General features: G+C 63.4%; 12 protein-coding genes. 10 read left to right on the forward strand and 2 right to left on the reverse strand.

The annotated features are described in order from the left end of the window. Positions 1–125 precede the first annotated feature (125 nt). A complete protein-coding gene (locus tag SVA_RS04225; RefSeq protein WP_096459257.1) occupies positions 126–2,066 on the forward strand; it encodes a hybrid sensor histidine kinase/response regulator in 1,941 nt (646 codons plus the stop codon). A 184-nt stretch (positions 2,067–2,250) separates the two neighbouring features. On the opposite strand, the gene SVA_RS04230 is transcribed toward SVA_RS04225, so the two are convergent. Further along, positions 2,251–2,529 carry a hypothetical protein gene (locus tag SVA_RS04230; protein WP_096459259.1) on the reverse strand — a complete coding sequence of 93 codons (279 nt, stop codon included), beginning with the start codon at positions 2,527–2,529 and terminating at the stop codon, positions 2,251–2,253. Positions 2,530–2,722: 193 nt separating this feature from the next. After that, on the reverse strand, positions 2,723–3,139 hold the full coding sequence (locus tag SVA_RS04235; RefSeq protein WP_096459261.1) for a hypothetical protein: 417 nt from the start codon (positions 3,137–3,139) through the stop codon (positions 2,723–2,725). Between the two features lie 342 nt (positions 3,140–3,481). Here SVA_RS04235 and SVA_RS04240 point away from each other — a divergent pair, with 342 nt between their 5' ends. The 9 genes from SVA_RS04240 to SVA_RS04285 all read left to right on the forward strand — a co-directional run bounded on the left by SVA_RS04240 (position 3,482) and on the right by SVA_RS04285 (position 19,993). Beyond that, positions 3,482–4,435 (forward strand): SGNH/GDSL hydrolase family protein, encoded by a 954-nt coding sequence (locus SVA_RS04240; protein WP_096459263.1) that lies wholly within the window; start codon positions 3,482–3,484, stop codon positions 4,433–4,435. Between the two features lie 291 nt (positions 4,436–4,726). Further along, positions 4,727–5,359 (forward strand): YIP1 family protein, encoded by a 633-nt coding sequence (locus tag SVA_RS04245; RefSeq protein ID WP_096459265.1) that lies wholly within the window; start codon positions 4,727–4,729, stop codon positions 5,357–5,359. Between the two features lie 233 nt (positions 5,360–5,592). Continuing rightward, positions 5,593–6,948, forward strand: a complete 1,356-nt coding sequence (locus SVA_RS04250) for a hypothetical protein (protein WP_096459267.1) — start codon at positions 5,593–5,595, stop codon at positions 6,946–6,948. A gap of 332 nt (positions 6,949–7,280) precedes the next feature. Continuing rightward, positions 7,281–8,489 (forward strand): phosphatase domain-containing protein, encoded by a 1,209-nt coding sequence (locus tag SVA_RS04260; RefSeq protein ID WP_148665374.1) that lies wholly within the window; start codon positions 7,281–7,283, stop codon positions 8,487–8,489. A gap of 245 nt (positions 8,490–8,734) precedes the next feature. Further along, positions 8,735–12,220, forward strand: coding sequence for a protein NO VEIN domain-containing protein (locus SVA_RS04265; RefSeq protein WP_096459273.1), 3,486 nt, complete (start codon positions 8,735–8,737; stop codon positions 12,218–12,220). A 3-nt stretch (positions 12,221–12,223) separates the two neighbouring features. Further along, positions 12,224–13,696 carry an ATP-dependent nuclease gene (locus SVA_RS04270; protein ID WP_096459276.1) on the forward strand — a complete coding sequence of 491 codons (1,473 nt, stop codon included), beginning with the start codon at positions 12,224–12,226 and terminating at the stop codon, positions 13,694–13,696. After that, a complete protein-coding gene (locus tag SVA_RS04275) occupies positions 13,693–16,566 on the forward strand; it encodes a DUF1156 domain-containing protein (RefSeq protein ID WP_096459279.1) in 2,874 nt (957 codons plus the stop codon). The genes SVA_RS04270 and SVA_RS04275 overlap by 4 nt, the downstream gene beginning before the upstream one ends. Position 16,567: 1 nt before the next feature. Beyond that, positions 16,568–17,152: a hypothetical protein gene (locus tag SVA_RS04280; RefSeq protein ID WP_096459282.1), complete on the forward strand. Its 585-nt coding sequence runs from the start codon at positions 16,568–16,570 to the stop codon at positions 17,150–17,152. 9 nt (positions 17,153–17,161) lie between these two features. Then, a complete protein-coding gene (locus SVA_RS04285) occupies positions 17,162–19,993 on the forward strand; it encodes an ATP-binding protein (RefSeq protein WP_096459285.1) in 2,832 nt (943 codons plus the stop codon). Positions 19,994–20,067 lie beyond the last annotated feature (74 nt).

The raw sequence follows: 20,067 nt of genomic DNA on the forward strand, positions 1-20,067 counted from the left end.
CGCGGAGTCGGCGAGGACGAATAAAAGAAGAACAAACAGCGTCATAGGACAGGGAAGATAACGACACGGAAGGAACGAAGCGCTCTTGCATCGGTCATCGCGGCCGCTCGGCGCTCGGAGGGGAAATGAGCATCGACCATCCCACCGACCAACCCCGGCCGATTCCCTGCCCTTGGGAAAGAGTCTGCGAGCACCGAACGCTGTTCGACGTGATGGCCGTCGGGCATGCGGTCAACGATGTCCGCACCGGCCACTTCCTGCAGGTCAACAGCAAGCTCTGCGAGCTGACCGGCTACACCGAGAAGGAGCTTCTCTCCCGCACCATCTTCGACGTCATCCACCCGGATGACTGCGAGCCGGTGCGCGAGCGCGCCCGCCGGATCGCGGCGGGGGAAGTGGCGGAGTGGCAGGCGGAGAAGCGCTACCTGCGCAAGGATGGGCAGATTCGCTGGGTGCTGATCGCCGGCCGGTCGGTCAGGAGCGCGCAAGACGCGGATCCGCGCGTCGTTCGCGCCGTGCAGGACGTCACCGAGCGGCGGATCGCGGAAGAGGCCCTGCGCGAGAGCGAGGCGCGCTACCGTCGTCTGGTCGAGCTCAGCCCGGGCATCGTCTTGGTGCACCGGGACGGCGCGGTGATCTACGCCAACCCGGCCTGCGTTCGCTTCTTCGGCGCGCAACGCGTACAGGAGGTCTTGGGCCGGGCACCCCTCGACTTCGTGCATTCCGACTATCGCGATCTGGTGCGCGAGCGCATGAAGCAGGTGAGCGAATCGAATGTGCCCAATCCGCCGCGGGAGATGAAGTGGCTGACCCTCGGCGGTGAAGCGCGGGACGTGGAGGTCGTCGCCGCCTCGATCCCCTGGGAAGGACGGCGGGCGATCATGGTGATCGCGCACGACATCACCGAGCGCAAGCGCGCGGAGGAGGAGCTCCGTGAGGCGGACCGTCGCAAGGACGAGTTTTTGGCGACGCTCGCGCACGAGCTGCGCAATCCGCTCGCGCCGATCCGCACCGGCGCCGACATCGTGCGGGTGCACGGCGGCGGCAGCTCGCGGCTCCAGTGGGCGGCCAGCCTCATCAACCGTCAGGTCGGACACCTGACTCACCTGGTGGACGACCTGCTGGACCTCTCGCGCGTCACCCGGGGCCGGCTCTCGCTCACGTTCGAGCAGGTCGATCTCCGCGACGTCGTCTGGCAGGCGGTCGAGATGAACCGCGCGGCGCTCGACGCCAGAGGACACGCCCTCACGGTCGAAGTGACCGAAGGACGATTTTTCCTCCGCGGCGACGTCCTGCGGCTGGTCCAGGTCGTTTCGAACCTCCTCAGCAACGCCATCAAGTACACGCCGAACCACGGCACCCTGCATGTCTCCGCCATCCGCGAGGACGAGCGGGTGACCCTGCGCGTGCGCGACACCGGCGTCGGCATCAAGCCCGATCTTCTGCCGCACATCTTTCACCTCTTCGTCCAAGGCGAGCGGACGCTCGATCGTGCCGAAGGCGGGTTGGGCATCGGCCTCACGCTGGTCAAGGCGATCGTCGAGATGCACGGAGGCGAAGTCGCGGCGAAGAGCGCCGGGCCGGGCAAGGGCGCCGAGTTCACAATCCGGCTGCCGCTCCTCCCGATCTCCGGGTCTTACCGAACCGAGAGCAGACCGCAACCCAGCTATGCCCCGAGCCGCAACCCGCGGCGCGTTCTCCTCGTCGACGACAATCGGGACGCGCTCGAAAGCCTCGGTTACCTGCTGGAGCAGATGGGGCACGACGTTCGGTTGGCCACCGACGGACACGAAGCGCTCGCGCTCGCGCGCGAGTTCCGCCCCGAGGTGGCGGTGCTCGACCTCGGCCTGCCGGGGCTCACCGGCTTCGAGCTGGCCAGGGAGCTGCGCCAGGATGCAACGCTCGGCTCGGTCATCCTGATCGCGCTCACCGGCTACGGCCAGGAGATCGACCAGCAGAAGAGCCGGAGGGCCGGATTCGATTTCCACCTGCTGAAGCCCGTCGGCCTGCCCGACCTCACGCAGATCCTCGAGGACGCGCCACCCAGGAAGGACGTGCCCGTTTGACCGCGACGCACGGAAACGCTCCGTTACAGGGACGTTCAGGCGTACTGGGTGTGCGGGCTTCGATCGAGTCGCGCTTAAGGTCGAAAGGGCGGAGGGAGGTAGGTCTTCGCGAGGTGGGCAGAGAGCGGATAACGACTTCCCAGGTCAAGAGCGGCTACTGAATCAGCCGGCTTGAAGGTTGCCGTCATTCGCTCAGTGCTGACTGCATCACAAATACCATCCCGAGCGCGCCGACGGAGACCACGCGGCCGTTCACGGTCGTGTACGAGCCGACGCCCCACGAGTGGTAGGTCGAGGTGAATGCGGTGAGCGCGCCGAGGCCGAGCACGCCGGCGATCGGGCTGCGGTCGGCGATCACGTCCTCGATCGTCGTCCGGTGCTTCTCGGGAGAGGGATTGAAGACGAAGGCGGCGACGATCAATGCCGCGGCGCCGACGATGGAGACAAGCGCGTTTTTAGACACGTTTTTTTCAACCTAAGCGGTCACCGGATCATTCGCAGGACGATGCACGCGAGCGAGCCCGGGGCGATTTCTGACCGGCTGATCGCGAGGCGCGTCGCCGCGGAGAAGATTCCGCCGGCCGGAAACCGCGCGGCGGCGCAGCCCGGTCGGGCGCGCCGCCGCGTTGCCTGCTCGCGACGCGGAGACAGCCGAGCTAATCGCGATGGCCTTTCCCGTGGCCGTTCCCGTGCCCGTTCTTTCCGCCGTTCTTGTTCTTCGGGCCCCCGTGCCGCTTCTGGTATTCGGGCACGTAGACCTCGTTGTACCAGTTGCTCTGCACGAAATAGACCGGCCGGCCGCAGGCGCCGTACTGCCCGCAGTGCTTGGCCCAGTTCTTCACGTGGCCGGGAGGGGCATGCACGTAGATGGGCTGGTAGACCACGCCGACCGGCACGGGCTGGACGATGACGGGCTGCGCGTAGACGACCGGCGGGGGCGGCACGTTTCCGATGTCGATATGACCGTAAAAGCCGGGCTGGCCGATGCTGACCGATACGCCGACGTCGGCGGCGAGCGCCGGCATGGCGGTCGTGCCCGCAGCAAGGGCGATGGCGGAAAGAACACGTTTCATTATTGGACCCCTCATTTTTTCCAAACCGGTGCTTGAACGCGCCAGACGCATCAAAGGATGACGTCCACCGAAACTAGGCGAGAGGCGAATCGACGTCAAAACCGGGCGACGGGCCGCAATGCCGCACGGACCGGCGGCATTCGCGGCGCGCGCGCAAGCCGCCCGGCGATCCGCGGGGTCCGCCACCGTGCGCGAGGAGCGATTAGCGGGCGGGCTTCGAAGCGCGACCGCCGGCAGAACACCCGCGGCGTGTCCGGGCAACGAGAGCCGGTGATATAGTGAGCCGGCCGGCGGCAGATGCCCACGGAAGCCGCCGCCTGCTAATAATAGGAGGAGGGAGCCATGCCGATCTTCTCGCCCGCCCGCTTTATCCGTCTCGCGCTCGTCGTTCTCTCGCTGCTCCTCGCCGGAAACGCCTTGGCCGGAACCGCGCAGGGGCGCATCGTCGTCTTCGGCGACAGCCTCTCCGATCCGGGCAACGCCTTCGTGCTGCTGCACGACGTGGAGGTCCGCCCCTTCGAGCTGATCCCAGCCGCTCCCTACGCCATCGGCGGCCTCCACTTCACAAACGGCGAGACCTGGGTGGAGCAGCTCGCGCGAGCGCTGGACCTCAACGGCAGCGGCCCCGCGCTCGCCGTCCCCGGAGTCCATTCCAACTACGCGGTCGGCGCCGCCCGCGCCCGGACGGGCGCTCCGTTCGATCTGTCCGCGCAGGTGGACCTCTTCCTCGCCGACTTCAGCGGCGTCGTCCCGGCCGACGGGGTCTATGTCGTCTTCGTCGGCGGCAACGATCTGCGCGACGCCATCGAGGCGCTCATCGTCGATCCTTCCGGAGAAACCACCGCCGGCATACTCGAAGACGCCGTCTCCGCCGTCGCCACCAACATCGAGCGGCTCCACGCCGCCGGCGCGCGCACGTTCCTGGTGCCGAACGCCCCCAACCTCGCGCTCGTGCCCGCGATACGCGCGCAGGGTGTCGGCGCGCAGCTCGTCGCCCAGATGCTCTCGGCCGCGTACAACGACATGCTCGCAGCGAGGCTCGCGGCGCTCGAAGCCCAGCTCGCCGGCGAGACGCTCCATCGCGTCGACGTGTACGCGCTGCTGAACCAGACGGTCGTCGCCCCGTCGCTCTTCCGGCTGTCCGAAGTGAAGGCGCCCTGCATCACGCCGGACACCTTTGTCGAGGCGATCTGCGACCGCCCCGACGACTACCTCTTCTGGGACGGCATCCACCCCACCCGCGCCGGCCACGCCATTCTCGCCCGCCGCGCCCGCACCGTCCTGCTCTCCCCCTGATTCCCCCAACCCCACTTCCCCTCTCCCCTCGCGGGAGAGGGGCCAGGGGAGAGGGGGCAAACCAATACGGCATCCGCGCGAAGTACGCACCAAAGAGGCCAGCCGCCACCTTCGCCCCATATCGGCGCCACTTCCCCTCTCCCCTCGCGGGAGAGGGGCCAGGGGAAAGGGGGCAGATCACCTCGGCATCCAATTCGGGCAGTCTCCGAAGCGCAAGGCAGCCGTCCTCCCGACCCCATCATCGAGCCACGTGAACTAGGCTGTTACTAAACAATCCCAAACGCCCCACCCATGTCCTTTGCCTTCGCCCCCAGCCCCTGGCTCGCCATCTGGCTCAGCCCGCGCGCCACCGTCCGCCGCCTGCTCGACGGCCCGCCGCGGCATCGCGAGCACATCCTCGGCACCCTGTTCGCGATCTCCGACGCGCTCGGCATCGCGGTGCTGCGCAACTGGGGCGACGGGCTCGACCTGGAGGTGATCCTCCTGATCGCCGTCGGCCTCGCCCCGGTCCGGATGGTCTTTTATCTATATATGTACCCGGCCCTCGCCTGGCTCACCGGCCGCTGGCTGGGCGGGCAGGCGAGCCTCCGCGACATCCGCATCGCCACCGCCTGGTCGTTCGTCCCGGCGCTCGGCGCCGCGCTCCTCTGGATCCCGGAGATCGCCCTCTTCGGCGACGAGCTCTTCATGAGCGAGCACCCGACCATTGAAGGCAGCCCCTGGCTCACCGGCGCGCTCTACGCCTTCGTGGCCCTCGAGGTCGTCGGCCTCGCCTGGTTCGGCGTCGTCTTCCTCGCCGCCCTGGCCGAGGCCCAGCGCTTCGCCGTCTGGCGCGCCGTCGCCAGCGTCGCCCTCGCGGTCGCGCTCCTCGTCGGCCCGATCTATTTCGGCCTCAACTGGCTCGCCGGCGGGATCGAACCATGAACCACGTTACGTGGCCGTCATGGCGAGCCGAAGCGGCGAGGCATCGACGCGGGCCCCGCCCCGGTGTCATTGCGAGTGCAGCGAAGCAATCTCCGCATCAACGAGCCACAACACAGAGCGTTCTGTCATTGCGAGCGCAGCGAAGCAATCTCGCCTTACCGATCGACCAGCCACGGATTACTTCGTCCCGTGTCGCTCCTCGCAATGACAGACTTGCGATAAACGCCTGAGCCATGCGCTACCTCGACAAATTCCTCAAGTGGCTCGGCTTCGGCCTGCTCCTCGCCCCCTTCGTCTGGTATCTCGTCTTCCGCTTCGACGAACCGCTCGACCCGGAAGTGCAGGCGGCCCTGACGGCCGAAGTCCGGGTGCCGGAGGAGGAGAACGGCTACTACGCACTCCTCGGCATGCACGCCCCCGCCGAAGTCGCGGACGTGCACGCCCACGGCCGCGACCTGGTCGCCCAGTACCGCCAGGCGCTCGCCGCCGATCCGGATCTGGCGGCGTACCAGTTTCCGGAACGCGCCCTCGACTTCCGCGGCGACCAGGCGCTCCTCTGCAAGCCCCAGAAATCCGCCTGCCTGTCGCAGGCCGCGAAATCGTCGCGTGGCCTCGACCGCCTCCTCGAACAGAACGCCGTCCTGCTCGCCCGCTACCGCGCTCTCTACCGCTACCCGCGCTTCGTCGAGACGATCCCCGCGCACCGCTCGGCGCCGTTCGCCCACTACCCGATCGACGCACGCAACCTCGTGCTCGCCCGGATCGCCCGGGACGCCGCGCGCGGCCGTCTCGAGCCGGCGCTCGACGCCCTCGCCGAGGACACGCGCTACTGGCGCGCGGTCCTCGCCGACACGCGCACGCTGCTCACGAAAGTGGTGGCCGTGGCCTCCCTGCACCGCAACTACGAGCTCCTCGCCGAGATCCTCGCCGCCGCCCCGATTCCGCCGGCCGCGGAGCAGCGGCTAAAGCCGATGCTCGCGCCGCTCACCCCCGCCGAGCGCAGCATGGTCGAGCCGCTGCGCTGGGAGTTCGCCGCCTACGGCAACTACGCGAAGGCGATCAAGGCGGGCGTCAAGGAAGGACTCGAGGGCCCCGACAACGGGAACGCCACCCGCGCCGTACTCGCCTGGCTGGGCGATGCCCTGGTCCAGGAGAACGCGACCCGCAACCTGGTCTACCGCCACCACATGGCCATCGCCGCCCTTGCCGACGTGCCCTCCACCGAGTTCGACGCCCGGCGCGCCGCCCTGGAAGAGGAGTACGCCTTCCGCTTAGGCTGGCACTACCTCTACAACCCGCTCGGCAAATTCCTTTTCCACGTCTCCCAACCGGAGTGGCCCAAGTACGCCGCCCGGATCCACGACCTCGACGGCTACATCCGCCTCGTCCGGCTTCAGCTCGAGCTGAAGTGGGGCAGGGTGCGCCTTCCCGACGTCCCGACCTACCTCGCCGACGCCGGCACGTCGCTCAACGACCCCTACACCGGCCAACCGATGGCCTGGGACCCGGCGACGAAAACCATCTCCTTCCGCGGCCGCGGCGTAAGGCCAAAGGACAGCCCGATACTGGCCGTGCGCCTGGGCGGTTAGCCGCGTCCGCCGCAACCGAACGCGTACTATTTCCCCTCTCCCGCGGCGGGAGAGGGGTGGGGGAGAGGGGGCGAGAGGGTGAGAGGCGCGCTCGCGATCGGCCGCGTGCTGCTAGCGAACTGCTAGCGTGACAAGAATTAGCAGTTAGGGCCGCGTCGAGTCGGCCGCCCGCAAGCGCGCCACCAGGCGCTGATCGACCGCGTCGCCGACGAGTACTGCATCACGGCCGAGCGGCAGGGACTGCTGCTGAGGGTGTATGCCTGCCGCGGCGTCCCCTCCCCCTTGATGGGGGAGGGCGGGGGAGAGGGTGAAAGAGTCAGGCATTGGTCGAAATGAAATCGCCCACGTCCGCCGCGTCGCACACGGCTGAGGCGGTCGCACGTGAAACTCTCGATCACGCCCGCGAAATCCCGCCGGTCGGCGGCATGAGCTATCGGTCAGGGGCCTTGAGCAGGCTGGTGGGCGTCCTGTGCCTCTGTCTCGTGGCCGGGGTCCAGGCCGATCAGCGCGAGATCGTCGTCTATCCGGGCTACGGCGGGAGCCGGGTCGTCATCGAGGGGCGGGTGATCGAGGCGCGCGGCGGGTCGACCGAGGCGGCGGGCGATTCGTGGATCACCAATCTTTGGCGCACCGCGCGGCGGCTGGTCAGCGACGAGCAGGAAGATGTCGCGGTGAACGTGCGGTTCGAGGGCCGCACGTTTCGCGCGGCAACGGACGAGGAGGGGTACTTCCGGGTCGAGGCGGACCTCCCGGCGGGCTCGCCGGCGGGGTGGCGCTCGGTCGAGGCGGCAACCGGAAACGGCGATGCCCGGGCGAAGGGCAAGGTGCTCGTCGTCCCCGCGGACAACCGGCTCGGCATCATTTCCGATATCGACGACACGATCCTGATCTCGGAGGTCACCGACAAGTCGCGGCTGCTCCGGAATCTCCTCCTCGTGAACTACGTGCAGCGGCAGGCCGTGCCGGGGACCGCGGCGTTCTATGCCCGGCTGGCGGGCCGCAACCCGAAGCCGGAGGCGGCCCCCGTCTTCTATCTCTCCGCCTCGCCGCGGCAGTTGCAGGGCGGGATCCAGACGTTCCTCGATCGCAACGGTTTCCCGCCCGGAGTGCTGATCACCAAGAAGGTCACGAACGACGAGACGAGCGATCCCTTGCTCGACCAGGTTCGGTACAAGACCGGCCGGATCGAGCAGTTGCTGGCGGCGCTGCCGCAGGTGCGTTTCGTGCTGGTCGGCGACGATGGGGAGAAGGACCCGGAGATCTACGACGAGATCCGCCGGCGGTATCCGGATCGTATAGAGGCGATCTGGATCCGGAAGGCGGCGGATGTTGTCCCGCGGCCGACGTATCCCGGGCAGCGGGATCTGGCGGAGGCGCTTGGAGGTGCTGGCCGGGAACGGGGTGGACACCGTAACCAGCACGCTTTTTGGCTCCCGCCGGTAGCGCCTGAGCCAAATCAAAGGACCGCTCGAAGCAGCCTGCTAGGGTCGAGGCCGATTCTGACCCGCAGGGCTTCCTGGCGTCCCGCGGCTCTGTGTTAGCATCCCCCTACTATTAGAAGCGGTGGGAGAGGGGGCTAGGCAGGCCTGACCCGAACGGCTCGGCAAGCTTCGCGCTTTGAGCGCGCCTCGTTTTCGTTGTGGCTCTCGATTGCGGGTCGCCCCAGCGCCTTTCGGGAGCTTCGGCGATAAGTTGCTTTCTGGTAGCGCCGTGCGATTGCCCGATTGTTACACGCACCGTAGCTGAATCGCAGTGAGCGCCAGTCAGTCGGGCAGGACAACAGTTGATGCGCATTGACGAGCTAAAAGCTAACACTGTTATCCACGGTTCAAGTCTTCCCGAGCCGGTGCAAGTAATCGTCGTCGTGCCTCTAGGCACGTCGGCGAAGGTGATCGGCAAGGGGCGAAACACCGGGATGGTGTACGAACCTGTCCTAAACGAAGAGCAACTCATCGGCATCCAAGTACTACCGGAAGAAACATTCGACGGTGACGGCGAGCGTTTCCGGCTCGGTGTCGAGGCAATGCGCCTTGCGCTTGCCTATGAGTACGACCCCTATTTTTCGCTGTCTATCGCGCGCGTCGATCCGCTGCCGCATCAGCTTGAGGCGGTATACGACTACTTCATGAGGTTGCCGCGTATCCGGTTTCTGCTGGCCGATGATCCGGGCGCTGGCAAGACGATCATGGCAGGGCTTCTGATCAAGGAGCTCAAGATTCGCGGCCTGGTCAAGCGGGTGCTGATCATCACACCGGCCAACCTCACGTTCCAGTGGCAACGCGAGTTGAAGGACAAGTTCCGCGAAAACTTCGAAGTCATTCGCAGCGACGTTCTGCGCGCCAACTACGGGATGAATCCATGGCAGGAGAAGGATCAGGTCGTCACCTCGGTGTCCTGGGTCTCTCGCATCGAAGATGCCAAGGATTCTTTGCTACGGAGCCGGTGGGATCTGGTCATTGTCGACGAGGCGCACAAGATGAGCGCCTACAGCAGCGAGAAGAAGACTCTTGCCTATCAGCTCGGCGAGGCCCTTTCGAACATGACGGATCACTACCTGCTGATGACGGCGACCCCACACAAGGGCGATCCCGAGAACTTCTGCCTGTTCCTCGAGCTGCTCGACCGTGATGTCTATGGCGACATCAGGAGTCTGGAGGAAGCGATGGCGCGGCACGAAGCGCCGTTCTATCTGCGCCGCGTCAAGGAGGCGCTGGTCACGTTCCCCGAGCCGGAAACCGGTCACGTTAAGGCGCTTTTCACCCGACGCATCGTCACTACCTCAGAATTTCAGATTTCGGACGAGGAACTGGATTTCTATGACCGCCTGACTCGCTACGTCGAAGATCAATCGATTAAAGCCGCAGCCGATGATTCGGCCCGTGGCCGGGCGCTCGCCTTCACCATGGCCATGCTTCAGCGCCGATTCGCCTCCAGCCTTTACGCTGTGCGGCGCAGCCTGGAACGCATGCGCGACAAGCGCGAGCGCATTCTCAAGGACCCGGAGGGCTACCGGCGGGAGCAGATGAACAAGCGGCTGCCCGAGGACTTCGAGGATCTGACCGACGAAGAACAGCAGGAGATCATCTCCCAGCTCGAGGACGTCGTCGCCAGCGTCGATCCGGCGGCACTGCGCGAAGAGATCGCCGAGCTGAACAAACTGATCAACCACGCCCGAGAGCTGGAAGCACGGGAGGTCGAGACCAAACTCACCGCTCTGAAGGATCTGCTAACCAAGCAGGGGGTCTTCGCCGACCCCAAGATGAAGCTCTTAGTTTTTACCGAACACAAGGATACCCTGGACTTCCTTGCTGGGAGCGGACGCGAAGGCCGACCACTCGGGAAGCTGCGCGAATGGGGTCTCACTCTCACGCAAATCCATGGCGGTATGAAAATCGGTGACCGGGACACACCTGGCACCCGTATTTTCGCCGAGCGCGAATTCCGGGAATCAGCTCAAGTATTGGTCGCCACAGAGGCCGCCGGCGAGGGCATAAACCTGCAGTTCTGTTGGTTGATGATCAACTACGACATCCCTTGGAACCCCGTACGCCTCGAACAGCGCATGGGCCGTATCCACCGCTACGGTCAGGAGAAGGACTGTCTGATCTTCAACTTCGTCTCGACCAACACCCGCGAGGGGCGCGTTCTGCACAAACTCTTCGAGCGTATCGAGGCGATCCAAGACGATCTAGACCCCAAGCGTACCGGCAAGATCTTCAACGTCCTCGGCGACGTGTTTCCTGCCAACCAACTCGAAAAGATGCTGCGCGACATGTATGCGCACAACCAGATGACCGAAGAACTCATCAAGCAGCGCATCGTCGAGCAGGTCGACCGGAGGCGCTTCGAAAACATCACGCAATCCACGCTCGAGGGTCTCGCCAAGAAGGAACTGAACCTTTCCGCCATCATCGGCAAGTCCGCCGAGGCCAAGGAACGGCGGCTCGTGCCGGAAGTCATCGAGGACTTCTTCCTCGAAGCCGGGCCGCTTACCGGCGTCTCACCAAAACCCGCAAAGACAGGCGCTCACATTTACAAAGTTGGCCGAGTCCCGCGCAACCTATGGCCGACCGGCGAGCGCCTGGAGTCCCGCTTCGGCAAGCTCGGGCGTGAGTACGGCAACATTGTCTTCGATAAGGAACTGCTCAAGCAGGATGCCACCCTGGAATGGGTGACGCCGGGCCATCCACTCTTCGAGGCGGTGCGCCAAGACGTCCTGGGACAGGTGCAGGAGCACCTCAAGCGCGGCGCCGTATTCTACGACCTCCATAGTCAGACCCCGTACCGCCTGGATGTCTTCAGCGCGTCCATTCGCGACGGCCGGGGCAATGTCTTAAGCCGTCGGCTGTTCGTGGTACAAGCCGGTATGGATGGGAAGACGACCATCAAGCAGCCGACAATCTTCCTCGATCTCACTGCTGCTGAGACCCCGCCAGAAGTCCCGCACGATGCAGCCCTGCCGGATCGAAACCAGGTCGAGGTCGTCTTGCTGGAACAGGCGCTGAACCCGCTGCTCGAGGAATCGCGCCGGGAGCGCGAACGCGAGGTGGCCACCATTTCCCGCCATGCCGAGCTCTCGCTGAATACCATTATCCACCGCGAAAACCTTCTGTTGGCGGACCTCATATCCCAAAAGGAAAGTGGCTCCACCGAACCCGGACTGGAAGGCCGCATCAAGATATCGGAAGACAAGCTCCTGGAGCTCGACCACCGCCTACAAAGCCGCCGCCGGGAGCTGGAGCAGGAACGGCAATGCTCGATTGGAGATATCCAGCACATTGGTCGAGCGTGGGTCCTGCCCCATCCGGACCGGGCTGCCCCCGGGATCGCCCCCATGGTTTCCGACCCGGAGATCGAGCGCATAGCAGTCGACACCGTGATCGCGCACGAGGAAGCGGAAGGCCGAGTGGTGGAAAGCGTCGAAGCGGAGAACCGCGGTTTCGACCTCATCTCGCGCCGTCCGCACCCGGAGGACCCAAAGACCGCAATCGATGTTCGTTTCATTGAGGTCAAGGGTCGGGCTAGCGCCGGCGAGATCGCCCTGACGACCAACGAATACAAGACCGCGCAGCGCCTTGGCAACGACTACTGGCTTTATGTCGTTTTCCACTGCGCCACGCCGAATCCTTCCGTCAACATCCTGCGTAACCCCGCCACGCTCGACTGGCAGCCGATCGTCAAGGTCGAGCATTACCGTCTGAACGTCGATTCTGTAAGGCATCCTGTGGAGCTTCGAGAAGATCGCGCGCCTTATCAAAAGGGCGGGGAGTAAGGCATGGCCGATCCTAAGAACGAACTCCAGGCAAGCTTTCAGCCGGCGAAACGTTTTCAAACCTATGGCGACCTCATTCTCGGTCTTCGCGCCAAAGGTTTTCGCAATCACTTTGATACCAAGATCGAGATCGAAAGCCCGATCACAGCCTTTTGCGGAGTCAATGGCACAGGGAAGTCAACGCTGTTACAACTCGCCGCCGCTAGTTACCAAGCGCCAAACGGGCAAAATCGGCACTACGTCTCGTCGTTCATCCTGGCGGGAACCCTGGACAGCAAGCCTTTCGCCGACGATGCCTCGATCGAGATTACCTACGAACAGCCCCCCGAAAGCAGCGGGTCCATCCAGCCTCGAACGCTGACGGTTTCCCGATCGGGATCGTCGTGGTCCGGTTATGACCGCCAGCCTGAGCGCACGGTCCTGTATCTCGGCCTAGCCTTTCATCTGCCTCATGCTGAGCGCGACGAGAACTTCAAGACACTGTTCGGCGACGCGCAGTTCCGTCTCAGGGAAAAGCATGCGCTCGAAGATAGGGTTGTCGAGCGGGTCTCGACCATTCTCCTGTGCAAATACGACGCCGCGCATCGAAATACGCTGAGGAAGCGGTATGGTCGCACGAACACGCATCTCCTTACAGCTAAGCGCTGTGCTGGTGCGGAGTACTCGGAGGCCAACATGGGCTCGGGAGAGGCACGTTTGTATGCCCTCGTCATGCAGATTGAAGCGGCACCCGAGAAGAGTCTGCTTCTCGTTGAGGAGCCGGAAACGTCGTTGCACCCGAGCGCCCAATACGAGCTTGGTCGCTACCTTGTGGAGGTTGCCAAGCGCCGCGGCCTACAGATATGGCTCACCACGCACAGCGAATACCTTCTGCTGGCATTGCCCCAAAAATCGCGCATCTATCTCAAACGGGACGGCGCGTCGGTCGTCCCCATCCCAGGCGTGGGCGTGCGACAAGCCGTGAGCCTGATGGACAACTTCGCGATCCCAGCGATTTACGTGCTGGTCGAGGACGATGTGGCTGAGTCGATCGTTGCCGAACTCCTGCGCATGCATGACCCGGACTTCCTCAAGACGGCACGTGTGATCGTGGGCGGTGACAAAGCCCGGATCCGCCAGATGATGGAGGTCTTCCAGGATCAGAAGCTGCCGGTCTGCGGGGTACGCGACGGCGATTTCGGTGATGACAAGAAGCTCAAGATGTACAAGCTTTTCGGCAACGAGCCGCCGGAGAGGGAAATCTTCAAGTCGGCAAAGTTCAGAGAGCTCTTTGCCGGCCAGCACGGGGTGGATTGGGACGCTGTGGATATCGCGAACCAAGACAAGGACCATCACGGATGGTTTGATGTCCTCGAGCAGCAGCTGGCCCGAAAACGGGCGGAGATCCTCCCCTTGGCAGCCCGCGCCTACCTCGAAGGAATCCTAGAAACCGACCGGCAAGCGTTGGTCGATCAAATCAAGGCAGCAGTACCATGAAAAACGATTACAAGCGGTTGATTGAGGTCGACCTTCCCATCCGCCGCATTTCGAACCACGCGCGGGCCGAGAAGAACATTCGTTCCGGCCACCCGTGGCAGCTTCACATCTGGTGGGCACGCCGCCCCTGGGGGGCCTGCCGTGCCGTGGCGCTCGCCTCGCTGATTCCCGCGCCGACGGATGAGCGTTGCCCGGAGGAGTTCGTCAAGACTGCCACTTCAGTGCTGACCGAAGTTGGTTTCAAACCGGCTGACGGTTCTCGGCAGAAGGTGGAGGATGCGCTGCTGCGCTTCATTGGAGAATTCGCCCGCTGGGAAGCCGGCGGAGATCCACACTGGCGCAGCGCAGCGCGTAAGCTCGTCAAAGCGATGCATCCTCACGCGCCCCACGTGTTCGATCCATTCTCCGGCTATGGCGCCATCCCGGGGGAAGCCGCACGGCTCGGCTGCGAGAGCGTTGCCTCCGAGCTGAATCCGGTGGCCCTGCTGTGTCTGCGCACCTTGCTAGAGGCAATGCCGCGGCACGGCGAATCGCTCATCGAGAAGTTCAATGAAGGCGCGGAATTCGTCAAGGCGGAGGCGGAGAAGCGTCTAGCGTCGTATTACCCCGAGAGAAACGGCAAGCAAGTCATCGCCTGGTTGTGGGCGCGCACGGTGACCTGTGAAGGGCCGGGCTGCGGCGCGACCGTCCCGCTGATTTCCCAGACCACCATTGCCAAGGGCAGTCGTAAGGCGTGGATCGAGGTCACGGGCGACCCCAAAACCAAGGAAGTGCGCATTGCCGTACGCTCGGGCAAGTTTATCCCCGCAGGACTCAAAAAGACCGCTGGTGGTGGCTATGCTATCTGCCCGGTGTGCGGCTTCACCACTGACAAGGAGCGGGTCAAGGCGCAAGGCAAGGAAGGGAGGATCGCACACCGACTTTATGGCGTGGCGATGGCCATCGGGACCCGGCAGGGCAAGGAGTATGCCGAGCCGATGCCGGAAGACTTGGCGGCGTTCGATAAAGCTGTCGCGGCGTGGGAGCGAACCCTAAAGAGCAACCCGGATGCTGACCCGCGTGAGAAATATCCGTTTCACGATCCTCGCGCATTTACAGCAGGGCAGTATGGCATCAAGACCTGGGGCGACTTGTTCTCACCGCGCCAAAAACTGGCGCTTCACACCATCGGTGAAATCCTCCGCGATTATGAGCAGCGCTTGGCGGCTCGTGGCGAAGATCGGTCACTGGTGCGCGACACGGTGACCGCACTGGCGCTCTCAGTAAGCAACACGGTGCACTATCTGACGACCATGAGCACATGGTTATCCGAGGGCATGATCTCGTGCTTCATCGCGGGCAATGCTATTGCCATGCGTTGGGATTGGGCTGAGGCAAATCCTCTCGTCGATACATATGCCGGGGGGCTCGACTTTTCCTTTAAGAAGTCCGAAGAAGCTCTTGCCTCAACCATCGCCATCGACAATACGACCACCACGGTGATGCGCGCTGATGCGGCCAACTATCCGCTGCCGGACGATGCAGCCGAGATGTTTTTTTCGGACCCGCCCTATTATGACGTCGTGCCCTATGCCGACCTCTCCGATCTCTGCTATGTCTGGCTCAAACGATTCGTCGGCCATGCACAGCCTGATCTGCTGTCGGAAGACCTGACCCCAAAAGCTGAGCAGATCGTGGTCAATCCTTATGCGGTTGAGGACGGCCGAGGCGACCAGTCGCCGCAGCGCTATCAGGAGCGCATGACGCAGGCTTTCACCGAAGCGCGCCGGGTGCTCAGGCCCGATGGCATCGGCTGCGTTGTTTTCGCCCACAAGGGCACGGCGGCGTGGGAAACGTTGCTCGCATCCATCATCGACGCGGGCTTCGTGGTGACCGCCTCGTGGCCTATCGATACCGAACGCGCGGCGCGCATGCGCGCCTACAAGTCAGCCGCCCTTGGCTCCAGTGTCCATATCGTGGTGCGCCCGCGCGAAAACCCGGATGGCTCCTTGCGTACCCAAGAAGTGGGCGACTGGCGCGATGTGCTCGCCGAACTGCCGCGCAAGATCCGGGGCTGGATTCGGCGTTTGATTCATGAGGGCGTGGTGGGGGCCGACGCGATCTTCGCGTGCCTTGGGCCGGCATTGGAAATCTATTCCCGTCATGCCCGAGTCGAAAAGGCGAACGGAGACCAAGTGTTCCTACGCGAGTATCTGGAACACGTTTGGGCAACCATCTCTCGGGAGGCATTGGCCACCATTTTTGAAGGCGCGGACGCCACGGGCTTCGAGCCAGATGCGCGCCTTACCGCCATGTGGCTGTGGACGCTGCGCACGGAGGCGGGCGACGCCGCGGCAGCGGTTGACGATGAGGACGATGAGTCCGAGAGCAAAGCCGGTAACGCCAAAGGGTATGCTTTGGAGTTCGATGCGGTGAACAACATTGCGAAAGGTCTCGGTATTCACCTGGAGGACCTTACCTCGGTGGTGGAGATCAGCAAGGGCAACGCGCGCCTCCTGGCAGTCTCAGAGCGCACGCGGTACCTGTTCGGTGGGGCGCCGGAGGAACCGGTCAAGCGAGGACGAAAGAAGGCCGAACAGCAGGATCTGTTCGCGGAACTGTTGGATGAGGCGGATGCAGAATTTGCGAGGCGCGAGAAGGTAATCTTGAAGCCTGGAGCCACGACTCTCGACCGCGTGCATCAAGCCATGATCCTGTTTGCCACAGGTCGCGGTGAGGCTTTGAAGCGGCTGCTGGTGGATGACGGCGCGGGGCGGGATGCTCGCTTCTGGACGCTGGCAAACGCGCTGCTGGCACTCTATCCCAAATCAAGCGAGGAGAGTCGCTGGGTGGACGGCGTGCTGGCGCGGAAGAAGGGCCTGGGGTTGTGAGATGGTCGATGCCCTGGGTGCGCGCTTCCGGGAGACATTCTTCGCTGTTATCCAGGAAGACGAGTTGGCGCGAGCGCTGAAGCAGGCGGCTTCCGACGCGAACCTCGGGGCATGGACGAGAGCTCTTACTGAGGCAGCGATCAGAACCTGCTCGAGGCTGGGGCTGATGGCCTCCGCCAAGGGGCACAAGCTGGAACTGCTGCCTATCCACCGTAATGAGTACTTGGCGCTGGATGTGATGGCCTTCTCCGAGGGCGAAAAGCGCTGGCGTTTTCCGGCGGCCGTGATGGAGTTGGAGAACAGCGCCCGGGACGACCAAATCGCCTACTCGCTTTGGAAGGTGTTGTCGGTACGGGCGGAGCTGCGGATCGTGTTCTGCTACCGGAGGAACGGGGAGGAGATCCCTGCCTTGCTTCGCCACCTGCGAGAAGAGGTGATCGAGGCGATGGGCTTGGCGGGCCGCGTGAAACTCGATGGGGCAACTTTGCTGGTGGTGGGCTCTCGAAGCGAATCGGGGACCTTTCCTTTCGGCTACTTCGGTTGGTGGTCGCTGGATACTAATACCGGAAGATTTGAACGGCTGTAGGGGACAACGATGAAACTGAAACCTTGGTATGACGTAGTGAAGCCGCGCGAGGACTTGCGGGAGGGCAAGCCACTCGACGCTTCTGAATTCGCCGTTCATCTGGATAAGGTGCGCCTCGGAGACCAGGGCAATGCGCCAGAGGACTACAAGGACCCGCAACGGTTTTTCGACCGGACGTTCCTCACCGAGAATCTGGCGGGCCTGGGAGCAGAGGTAATGCGCAGGCTCAGTGGCATCACCACTGAGACAAGCGCCGTGTTCAACATGACCACGCAGTTCGGTGGCGGCAAGACCCACGCGCTGACCCTGCTCTATCATCTTGCACGGCATGGATCGGCCGGCAATGGTTGGCGAGGTGTCGCCAAGATTCTACAGCGGGCCGGCATTCCAACCGTTCCTGACCACTGCGCGGTCGCTGTCTTCGTCGGTACAGAGTTCGATTCCGTTACCGGTCGGGGGGGCGACGACGGGACACCGAGGCGTAGGACACCCTGGGGCGAGCTCGCTTGGCAATTGGGGGGCACGGAGTCCTTTGCCCATGTCGCCCAGCACGACGCGGAGTTCATCGAACCCAAGGGCGACGTGATCGGAAAGTTCCTGCCGGCGGATCGTCCCTGCCTGATCCTGATGGACGAGGTGCTGAACTACATCAGTACCTACCGCGACCGGGGCTGGCACAACAAGCTTTATAACTTCATTCAAGCGCTGTCGGAAACAGTTCGCGGGCGCAACAACGCCGTCTTGGTTGGTTCGATTCCGGCCTCCGAGCTTTCCTACACGGACAAGGACCACGCCGACCAGCAGCGCCTGAAGAATCTACTGGACCGGCTCGGCAAGGCGGTGATCGTGTCGGTGGAGTCGGAAACCTCCGAGATCATCCGTCGCCGGCTATTCGAATGGGATGAGCGGGCCGTGACCTCGGATGGCCGAGTGATCCTGGACAAGCAGGCGGAGGACACCTGCCGCGCCTATGCGGACTGGGTGCAAGAACATCGCCAGCAGTTGCCGAGCCTCATCAACCCCGACCTCGCCCGCGAGGAGTTTCGAGCAACCTATCCATTTCACCCTATGGTGATTTCCGTCTTCGAGCGGAAGTGGCAGACCCTGCCGCGCTTTCAGCAGACGCGCGGCATCCTGCGCCTGTTGGCACTTTGGGTGTCCAGGGCCTACCAGGAGGGCTACAAGGGGGCGCAACGCGATCCCTTGATCACACTGGGTACCGCGCCACTCGATGACCCCATGTTCCGTGCTGCCGTGTTCGAGCAGCTTGGCGAGACCAAACTGGAGGCGGCGGTCACCACGGACATTGCCGGCAAGAAGGATGCCCATGCCGTCCGGCTTGATGCCGAGGCCATCGACGCGATCAAGAAGGCTAGGCTCCATCGCAAGGTTGCGGCCACGATCTTTTTCGAGTCGAACGGTGGGCAGGTTGGTGCGGAAGCGCAGGAGGCCAGCGTCCCCGAGATTCGGCTTGCTGTGGGGCAACCCGGTAGCGACATCGGCAACATAGAGACCGTGCTGGAGGCACTCACCGACGCTTGCTACTACCTGAACGTCGAAAAGACCCGGTACAAGTTCAGCCTGAAGGAAAACCTCAACAAGCGATTCGCAGACCGCCGCGCCACCGTCCAGGCCCCGCAAGTGGACGAGGAGGTTAAACGGGAGATTCAGAAGATATTCGCGCCGAAGGAATTCGTCGAACGAGTGTTCTTCCCCGAAAAGAGTATTCAGATTTCCGATCGCCCTGTGATCAGCTTTCTCATCGCCGACCTGGATCGGACGATGGAAGACGAGAAGGCAACCCGCCAGTTCGTGGAGCAGATGATCAGGGAATGCGGTACGACCGCGCGGACGTTCAAGAGCGCGCTGATCGGGGTGGTGCCGGATTCCGCTCAGTCCATGCGGGAGGAGGCCCGGAAACTTCTGGCCTGGCAGGCAATTCAAGACGACGCGGACGATTTAAAGCTCGACGAAGCGCAGAAGAAGCAGCTCGCCGAGTACAGCCATAAGGCCAAACGTGATCTGAAGGAGTCCATCTGGCGCAGCTACAAACACCTGTTCCTGCTTGCCAAGGACAACACGGTGAAGATGGTCGATCTCGGGCTTGTTCATTCCAGTGCAGCGGACTCGCCTCTCTCCAACATCCTTAACCGGTTGTCCGCCGATGGCGACGTCGAGAAAGGAGTGAGCCCGAACTTTTTGGTGCGCAACTGGCCGCCCGCTTTCAAGGAATGGGCGACCAAGTCCGTTCGCGACGCGTTCTACGCGTCACCCGTTTTTCCACGCCTATTGAACGCGGAGACGATCAAAGAAACGATCGCGCGCGGTGTCGAGAGCGGAATTCTCGCCTACGTGGGTAAAGGTACCTCCGGCAAGTATCAACCGTTCGCCTTCAATCAGAGCGTCAGCCCCGCCGACATCGAGTTCTCTGACGACATGTTTGTCATCACGGCGGAAACGGCGCGAGCCTATCTGGAGGGGCAAGCCGCACAACCTCCCGAGGGAGTTTCTGTAGGAGCAGGTGGCACGGGTGCTGGAGCTGCGACGGGAGGTGGCGTGGAGCCGGATGGCAAACCGATTGAGCTGCCTCCATCGGCACCGACACCGCCTGATGCGGGCCCAGCGAAGATAGCCGGCCTCAGATGGTCAGGCGAAGTGCCTCCGCAGAAATGGATGAATTTCTACACCAAGGTGCTCTCCCGCTTTGCCGCTACTGGAGGCCTGAAACTTACTGTCGAGGTTGACGTAAACCCACCCGACGGGTTCTCAAAACAGACCTATGAGGACACTCAAAACGCATTACGAGAATTGGGGCTCGATGATCGAGTGGCTGAAAAATGACCATTGGGTGCGCGTATCGATTTGCAGCTGATCCGCGTCGGACCCGCCCAAACGGGCGAACGCGCGAACTAGCT

Origin of the sequence: Sulfurifustis variabilis (assembly GCF_002355415.1) — a bacterium.
Taxonomy (GTDB): domain Bacteria; phylum Pseudomonadota; class Gammaproteobacteria; order Acidiferrobacterales; family Sulfurifustaceae; genus Sulfurifustis; species Sulfurifustis variabilis.

Excerpts from the sequence above, each read along its gene's own strand:
- SVA_RS04225 (WP_096459257.1), top strand. The coding sequence starts at position 126 with ATGAGCATCGACCATCCCACCGACCAACCCCGGCCGATTCCCTGCCCT.
- SVA_RS04235 (WP_096459261.1), bottom strand. The coding sequence starts at position 3,139 with ATGAAACGTGTTCTTTCCGCCATCGCCCTTGCTGCGGGCACGACCGCC.
- SVA_RS04240 (WP_096459263.1), top strand. The coding sequence starts at position 3,482 with ATGCCGATCTTCTCGCCCGCCCGCTTTATCCGTCTCGCGCTCGTCGTT.
- SVA_RS04245 (WP_096459265.1), top strand. The coding sequence starts at position 4,727 with ATGTCCTTTGCCTTCGCCCCCAGCCCCTGGCTCGCCATCTGGCTCAGC.
- SVA_RS04250 (WP_096459267.1), top strand. The coding sequence starts at position 5,593 with ATGCGCTACCTCGACAAATTCCTCAAGTGGCTCGGCTTCGGCCTGCTC.
- SVA_RS04260 (WP_148665374.1), top strand. The coding sequence starts at position 7,281 with ATGAAATCGCCCACGTCCGCCGCGTCGCACACGGCTGAGGCGGTCGCA.
- SVA_RS04265 (WP_096459273.1), top strand. The coding sequence starts at position 8,735 with ATGCGCATTGACGAGCTAAAAGCTAACACTGTTATCCACGGTTCAAGT.
- SVA_RS04270 (WP_096459276.1), top strand. The coding sequence starts at position 12,224 with ATGGCCGATCCTAAGAACGAACTCCAGGCAAGCTTTCAGCCGGCGAAA.
- SVA_RS04275 (WP_096459279.1), top strand. The coding sequence starts at position 13,693 with ATGAAAAACGATTACAAGCGGTTGATTGAGGTCGACCTTCCCATCCGC.
- SVA_RS04280 (WP_096459282.1), top strand. The coding sequence starts at position 16,568 with ATGGTCGATGCCCTGGGTGCGCGCTTCCGGGAGACATTCTTCGCTGTT.
- SVA_RS04285 (WP_096459285.1), top strand. The coding sequence starts at position 17,162 with ATGAAACTGAAACCTTGGTATGACGTAGTGAAGCCGCGCGAGGACTTG.